The organism is Mycolicibacterium agri, from assembly GCF_002553505.1.
In the GTDB taxonomy this organism is placed as follows: Bacteria; Actinomycetota; Actinomycetes; order Mycobacteriales; family Mycobacteriaceae; genus Mycobacterium; species Mycobacterium agri.
Window position 1 is genome coordinate 1 of the sequence record NZ_PDCP01000152.1, and the last position, 7,144, is coordinate 7,144.

A 7,144-nucleotide genomic window follows, 5' to 3' on the forward strand; every position below is an offset into this window, starting at 1 on the left:
ACAACCGCACCGGCGAGTCGGGCGGACGGGGCCAAAACAGACCGTCCTACCGGGGCCAAATCAACCTGTCACAGCCAACCGAGAATGTCGCACTCAGTACTCGCTATGCTGTTGTCTCGACGAATACCGTTGTTCTTGAGCGCGATTCGCGGTCGAAGCTGTTTCATCATCGACGATGAGACGGCTTCTGGAATGGAGCCGCCCGGCCTGCGAGCACCATGCCGGACTGATCATAAGAGCTACAGGATCGGCTTGGGGCACACCCAGCGGCGCTCGACGTCGGCCGTCCGAATAGCGTCGAACAGCGCCTGCACGCGGAGCCCCTCCTCAAGCGACGGGTCAGGTGCCTCGCCCTGCCGGATCGCGGCGGCAAACTTGCGGGCCACCAGCGCGAAAGCCGCCGGAGAGCTGGCCTCCAGCGGGCCCTCGCTCTGCAGTTCCTCGCCGGAGCGCGCCCACCACAGCCGCCGTTCACTGTCGAGCCGCACCGATCCCGCGTCGCCGTGGATCTCGATGACCTCGCCGCGCTTGTGGTGGGCAGCGGAGACCAGTGTGACCACGCCCAGCCCTCCACCGCTGAACCGCAGCAGCACCGCGTAGGTGTCCTCGGCCGTCACGTCTCGCAGTTGTCCGTTCTCGTCCGCGCGGATCGGCACTCCCACGTCGCAAGCGGCAGCGACCGCCTCCACGTCGGGAAACATCTCAAGGATCAGGTCCAGGTCGTGTACTCCGTACGCCTGGAGCCGGCCGCCGCCCAGCCGGGCGTCGTGTACCCACGTGTACGGGCGGGAGTCGGGCATGGCGTGATCGGAGTGGACCAGCGTGACCGACACCATCCGCGGCCGCCCCACCACGTCGCGTACGCGTTCGATGAGCCGCTGGCGGGTCTGCTTCATCCGCACACCGAAATCGACCATGCCGACGACGCCAGCTGACCCGACCGCCGCCACCAGGCGTTGCGCGCCCATGAGATTGTCGCCAAGCGGCTTCTCGCACAGCACATGCAGACCCCGCTCGGCCGCGGCGACAGTGAACGGAACATGGGTCACCACCGGTGTGGCAATGTGCACCGCTTCCAACCCAGGCACCGACAACAGCTCATCGTACGAGGCTGTGCCAAGCGGCAACCCAGCCTGCTTGGCCAGTTCGGTGGCGCGCTCGGGTCTTTGCGACCACACAGCCACCGGCTCGAACTCCGCGAGCTCGTTATAGACAGGCACCGCGACCTTGCTGCCGAACCCGCCGCCGACGATAGCGATCTTGACCGGACGCACCCGGACTCCCCTCCGGTCGACGAACATAACATGGAACCACGCAAATCAGGCGTTGCCAGTGCGGACCATCATGGCAATCGTGCGTTTTCGGCTCCAAAGCCACCTGCACGGTGCCCAAATCCAGGCTGAACAACCACGCGCGCGCAGCTCCGCTCAATAGCAGCCACCCACGGAAGAAGAGTTAGACGAGCCGGAAATCACCCGGTTTGGCACCCACGTGGGTGAGTGCCCAGCGGGCGTAACACGGTGCGATGGAAACACACCTGTGACAGCCGATTAGGAGAAGTGCCCAGCCATGATTGAGTCCAGCACATACCATCCGCTCATCGTGCCTTCGGTCTTGCCTGCCGACTTCGCTCGGCTCGGCGAAGAGGTGCGTGAACTGTGCGAGGCGGGCGTGGACCGGATCCAGTGGGACGTAATGGATGGTGTCTTCGTCCCGAACCTCACGTTCGGCCCGGACGTGATCGCGGCGGCGCGGCCGCACAGCTCTGTCGGGTTCGAAGCCCACTTGATGGTTGTCGACCCCGATGAACTGCTGGGCCGGTATGTCGACGCGGGTTGTGAGCTGATCATTGTGCACGCCGAGGCGTGCACCCACCTGCATCGCACCCTGGCACGTATTCGCGAGCTCGGTGCGCGCAGCGGCGTCTCGCTGAATCCGCACACTCCGGCCGCGGTCGTCGAGAGTGTGCTGGCCGAGACCGACATGGTGCTGGCCATGACCGTCAATCCGGGATTCGGCGGCCAGGCCTACATCGCGGCCGTCGAGCCGAAGATCGCGCGCCTGCGCCAGATGATCGACGACTCCGGGCTGCCCATCGAACTCGAGGTTGATGGCGGAATCACGGATCAAACCATCCGGGGGGCATCCACCGCCGGCGCCGATGTCTTCATCTCCGGCTCGTGGATGTATGCGTATCCCGACGGCAAGGCGGCTGCCGTCAAGCTGTTGCGCGCTGCCGCGCTCGACAGCCAACCGCGCGGAGAGGTAGCCAGATGACAGGCGTCGTGCAACTTCAGCCCGGCGTTCGTTGCCGTCGGTCGCGACCGACCGGCTAGCGGTCGACAGGATGGCTTCCTCGCCGCCGACGATTACCTGGCGCAGTGACGAGGAGTTCAACAATGACCCAAAATGCCAACCTGGCGGCGCTGTCCGCCGCGGGAGTGTCGGTTTGGCTGGACGACCTGTCCCGCAGCCGTCTGCGATCGGGCAACCTCACCGAGCTGCGAGACACCAGGTGCGTCGTCGGAGTGACCACCAACCCGTCGATTTTCCAGGCTGCGCTCGCCACGGGAGACGTGTACAACGAGCAGGTGCGCGAACTGGCAGAGCAGAGGGCCGACGTCGAGGCGACCATTCGAACGATCACCACGGACGACGTGCGGGACGCTTGCGACTTGTTCGCTGACGAATACAAGTCGACCGAAGGTGTGGACGGGCGGGTGTCGATCGAGGTTGATCCGCGGCTCGCCTACGCCGCTGACAAGACGGTCTGGCAGGCCATCGAGCTGTGGAAGATTGTCGACCGACCCAATCTGATGATCAAGATCCCGGCTACGAAAGCGGGACTCCCGGCGATAACCGCGGTGATCGGGGAGGGCATCTCGGTCAACGCGACGTTGATCTTCTCCGTCGAACGGCACCGCGACGTGATGGATGCCTACCTGGCCGGATTGGAGGCCGCCAAGGAAGCCGGGCACGACTTGTCGGGTATTCATTCGGTGGCGTCGTTCTTCGTGTGCAGGGTCGACACCGAGGTCGACGAAAGGCTGGCGAAGGTCGGCACTGACGAGGCCCTCGCCCTGCGCGGTAAGGCCGGCGTTGCGAACGCGCACCTGGCGTACGCCGCTTACCAGGAGGTGTTCGCCGCCGGCGACCGGTTCGCCGCCCTCAAGGATCACAAAGCCCGGGTACAGCGCCCGCTGTGGGCGTCTGCCGGGGTCAAGAACCCTGATTATCAGCAGACGCACTATGTGACCGAGCTCATCGCTCCGAACACCGTGTGCACCCTGCCGGCGAGGACCCTCGCGGCGGTTGCCGACCATGGCGTCATCACCGCAGGGACAGCCGTCAACAGGGCCGCGGACGCGCAGGAGATATTCGACAATTTGGCCGCCGTCGGCGTCGATTTGGCCGATGTGTTCGCCGTACTCGAGGAAGAGGGCGTGGAGAAGTTCGCGCGATCTTGGCGCTACCTGCGTGAGGCCACTCAGGGCCAGCTCGACGAAGCGACCAAGAGATTGGAGAGGCGTGGCGAGTGCCGTTAGCGTAGGGCGGTGGATGTGCGGACCATCATGGCAATCGTCGCTGGGCTGACTACGGTCCGGCGGTGACCGGCCGCCAGTGCTGACAACGGCGATGCGGAGATTGACTAATGGGTGAATCGACGGTACCGCTAGCCGTTCAGCTTCCGCTGGATGCCCCTGAGCGGTCGGCCGTACACAACGAAGTCCACGTCCGTCCCGCGCGGCCGCTGCCGATCCCATCGATGACCACCCAGTTGACCGTGCTCACCGATAAGGTTTCGGCTGCTGCAGAGACCAGACACCTGCAGCGGCTTGCCATGACCCATGGCGTGGCGGTGGGCGCCACGGATGTGGGACTGACGCTTGACTTCGACGACGTAACAGCCTTGTCTTGGGAGCGCCACGACGACTACTCCCTGTATACCTTCCACCAGCCCCTGGACCCAGCGGTATTAGGCGCCGAGGCCAGCCTGCTCGCGTTGCTGCCGCTGCCCGCCGGGTGGCTCGCGGGCATCCCGGGTCGCACACTGGCCGCCGTGCAGGCAGTGCTGCTGCCCGCTGAGGGCTGGTCCGACGAGGACGCGGCCGAGTTTGCTCAACGAGTACTTGGTCCCGGGCGGCTGGTCGGCTCGCGGTTGCGCGACGACGCCGCCCGGCTCTACACCACCTATCAGCTGTATCCCGACGGCACCTCACGGTTCTTGATGTTGTGCGAGCCCATGACCGAGGGTCGAGCGGGGCGGATCACCGGCTCACTGCTGGATGTCGAGCGCTACCGAATGCTGGCGCTGTTGGCCTATCCGCCTGCCCGGGCCATGGTTTCGCGAATGGTGGAACTGGAGGCCCGGCTCGCTGAGCTGGCGCGCGGTATCGAGGACGAGCAACGCGACGACCGCCAACTGCTTGACGAGCTGATCGGGCTGTCAGCGGTCGTCGAGTATGAGATCGCGACACACGCGGGTCGCTTCGACGCCGCCAGCGCTTATTACGCGATCGTGCAACAACGCATTGAGTACTTGCGCGGGTCGTCATTGCCCGGCCTGATGGGTGTGTTCACCTTCCTGCGCCGGCGACTGGCGCCGGCGATGGCCACCGTGGAGGCCGCCAAGCACCGGATGGAGGGTTTGTCCGGCCGCGTTGCACGCACTGCCGACATGCTGCGCACCCGCGTGGAAGTGACCGCCGAGGCGCAGACTCAACAGCTGCTCAGCGGGCTGCGCCGGGGTCAGACACTGCAGCTGCGCCTGCAACAGACGGTCGAGGGACTGTCGATCGCCGCGATCTCCTACTACATGGTCGGCCTGGTCGGCTATCTCGCTAAGGGGCTCAAGTCGCTAGGCCTGCCCGTCGACGAAAGCGTCGTTACCGCGGTGGCCATCCCCATAGCGGTAGTCGTTGTGTGGCGCACGGTGCATCGGATACGCCGCCACATCCACGGCGTCGATCACGACGGCGACGATGACCATCAGCGATGAAGAGCACGCGTCCGACGGTGGTTGACTATGCGGGCACAGCTGCCCGCGCCTACCTCAATCCACTACCCAAACCGGCCGCCGCGCGGAGTCGATGAGTTCTCGAGCGCCGTCGTCATAGCGGACGAGCACATAGCCCGGCGACGTGGAGGTCACCCGGCCCAGGCGGCCGAACACTCCGTAAGCCACGCGCACCCGGTCGCCGGCAACGGGCGCATCAGTCGTTGGAGTCAGCACCCCGTTGGTCGCCGCGGCGCCGCTGTTCATACCCACTCCGTTTCGTTGTTGACCGCAAGTGAGAGTGACCCTGCAAGCCAGCGCAGCTTGGACGTCTGTTGCGCAAGTGTGGTTTGCGCTCGGTCACGCGACCTCCCCCACGTCGGGGGTTTCGAGGGTGCGGCCAACAACGCCAATACCGCCGGGCTGGAGACGACGAATGAAGTACCGCTGGCGCATCCCCTATCTGGGGGGGTTGCCTGCAGCGCACTGCCAATACGCTGCGGAGTCGAATCAGTGGGCCGCCGAAATCAGCGACATCACGAACACGTAGGGAGGCAAGGGTGACGGTCCGGGTAGGTGTGAACGGCTTCGGCCGCATCGGACGCAATTTCTTCAGGGCACTCGAGGCGCAGAAGGCCGACGGCGTCAGTGCCGATATCGAGGTGGTGGCGGTCAACGACCTCACCGACAATGCCACGCTGGCGCACCTGCTGAAGTTCGACTCGATCCTGGGCCGGTTTCCCGCCGACGTATCACTGGAGGGTGAGGACACCATCGTCGTCGGCGACAAGAAGATCAAGGCCTTGGAGGTCAAGGAGGGCCCAGCGGCGCTGCCGTGGGGAGATTTGGGCGTCGACGTGGTCGTGGAGTCGACGGGTATTTTCACCGACGCGGCCAAGGCCAAGGGCCATCTGGACGCGGGTGCAAAGAAGGTGGTCATCTCAGCGCCGGCCAAGGGCGAGGATCTGACGGTGGTGTTCGGTGTCAACGACGACAGGTACGACGGCAGCCAGAACATCATCTCCAACGCGTCGTGCACCACGAACTGCCTTGGCCCGCTGGCCAAGGTGCTCAACGACGAGTTCGGGATCGTCAAGGGTTTGATGACCACGATCCACGCCTACACCCAGGACCAGAACCTGCAGGACGGTCCGCACCGGGATCTGCGTAGGGCCCGCGCCGCCGCCCTGAACATCGTGCCGACCTCGACTGGCGCCGCCAAGGCGATCGGCCTGGTGCTGCCGGAGCTGAAGGGCAAGCTCGACGGGTATGCCTTGCGGGTGCCGATCCCCACGGGTTCGGCAACCGACCTGACCGTCGAGGTTGCCAGGTCGGCCAGTGTCGAGGAGATCAACGCCGCCTACAAGGCCGCCGCCGACGGTCCGCTCAAGGGCATCCTGAAGTACTACGACGCGCCGATCGTGTCCAGCGACATCGTCACCGACCCGCACAGCTCGCTGTTCGACTCGGGTTTGACCAAGGTGATCGACAACCAGGCCAAGGTGGTGTCCTGGTACGACAATGAGTGGGGCTACTCGCACCGCCTCGTCGATCTGGTCGCGCTGGTCGGCAAGTCCCTGTGAGTCCCGTGGCCTTCAAGTCGCTCGACGACCTACTCGCGGAACGGGTTTCCGGCCGCGGCGTGCTGGTGCGCTCGGACCTCAACGTCCCGCTCGACGACGACCGCGCCATCACCGACCTCGGCCGCGTCATCGCGTCGGTGCCGACGCTGCAGGCGCTGTCAGGCGCCGGTGCCAGAGTCGTCGTCGCGGCGCACCTCGGTAGGCCGAAGAACGGACCCGCCCCAGAGTTCTCGCTCGCCCCGGTCGCCAGGGCGCTGGGTGAGCAACTCGGCCGCCCCGTTCAGCTCGCCGGCGATGTGGTCGGCTCCGACGCGCTGACCCGCGCTGAGGGCCTGAGCGACGGCGGCATCCTGCTGCTGGAGAACATCCGCTTCGATCCCCGCGAAACCAGCAAGGACGACGCCGAGCGGCTTGCGCTGGCCACGCAACTTGTCGAACTCGTCGGCGGCGACGGTGCGTTCGTGTCCGACGGTTTCGGTGTGGTGCACCGCAAGCAGGCGTCGGTATATGACGTGGCCCAGTTGTTGCCGCACTATGCGGGGAATCTGGTCGCCGCCGAGATCAG

The 7,144-nt window shown here is 65.5% G+C and carries 7 protein-coding genes; 5 read left to right on the forward strand and 2 right to left on the reverse strand.

Features of this window, described 5'->3' with window-relative positions:
* Positions 1–239: 239 nt before the first annotated feature.
* Entirely contained in the window at positions 240–1,301 is a 1,062-nt protein-coding gene (locus CQY20_RS32725) for a Gfo/Idh/MocA family protein (protein ID WP_097945328.1), read from the reverse strand.
* 301 nt (positions 1,302–1,602) lie between these two features.
* Between CQY20_RS32725 and rpe the strand changes: the two genes are divergently transcribed.
* The 3 genes from rpe to CQY20_RS32740 all read left to right on the forward strand — a co-directional run bounded on the left by rpe (position 1,603) and on the right by CQY20_RS32740 (position 4,999).
* Positions 1,603–2,277 carry a ribulose-phosphate 3-epimerase gene (gene rpe / locus CQY20_RS32730; protein ID WP_234816526.1) on the forward strand — a complete coding sequence of 225 codons (675 nt, stop codon included), beginning with the start codon at positions 1,603–1,605 and terminating at the stop codon, positions 2,275–2,277.
* Between the two features lie 122 nt (positions 2,278–2,399).
* Entirely contained in the window at positions 2,400–3,545 is a 1,146-nt protein-coding gene (tal, locus tag CQY20_RS32735) for a transaldolase (RefSeq protein WP_097945332.1), read from the forward strand.
* A gap of 107 nt (positions 3,546–3,652) precedes the next feature.
* The gene (locus CQY20_RS32740) at positions 3,653–4,999 is read left to right on the forward strand and encodes a DUF3422 domain-containing protein (RefSeq protein WP_097945334.1); all 1,347 of its coding nucleotides are present in this window, start codon (positions 3,653–3,655) and stop codon (positions 4,997–4,999) included.
* A 54-nt stretch (positions 5,000–5,053) separates the two neighbouring features.
* Here the strand turns inward: CQY20_RS32740 and CQY20_RS32745 are convergent, their stop codons facing one another.
* On the reverse strand, positions 5,054–5,263 hold the full coding sequence (locus tag CQY20_RS32745) for a hypothetical protein (RefSeq protein WP_097945336.1): 210 nt from the start codon (positions 5,261–5,263) through the stop codon (positions 5,054–5,056).
* A gap of 293 nt (positions 5,264–5,556) precedes the next feature.
* On the opposite strand from CQY20_RS32745, the gene gap reads away from it, so the two are divergent.
* Both gap and pgk read left to right on the forward strand, forming a co-directional pair.
* Positions 5,557–6,579, forward strand: coding sequence for a type I glyceraldehyde-3-phosphate dehydrogenase (gene gap, locus CQY20_RS32750; RefSeq protein ID WP_097945338.1), 1,023 nt, complete (start codon positions 5,557–5,559; stop codon positions 6,577–6,579).
* A gap of 5 nt (positions 6,580–6,584) precedes the next feature.
* Positions 6,585–7,144, forward strand: a 560-nt coding sequence (pgk, locus tag CQY20_RS32755; protein WP_097945340.1) for a phosphoglycerate kinase, incomplete at its 3' end; no start/stop codon positions are given.

Excerpts from the sequence above, each read along its gene's own strand:
- CQY20_RS32740 (WP_097945334.1), top strand. The coding sequence starts at position 3,653 with ATGGGTGAATCGACGGTACCGCTAGCCGTTCAGCTTCCGCTGGATGCC.
- CQY20_RS32745 (WP_097945336.1), bottom strand. The coding sequence starts at position 5,263 with ATGAACAGCGGCGCCGCGGCGACCAACGGGGTGCTGACTCCAACGACT.
- CQY20_RS32725 (WP_097945328.1), bottom strand. The coding sequence starts at position 1,301 with ATGTTCGTCGACCGGAGGGGAGTCCGGGTGCGTCCGGTCAAGATCGCT.
- tal (WP_097945332.1), top strand. The coding sequence starts at position 2,400 with ATGACCCAAAATGCCAACCTGGCGGCGCTGTCCGCCGCGGGAGTGTCG.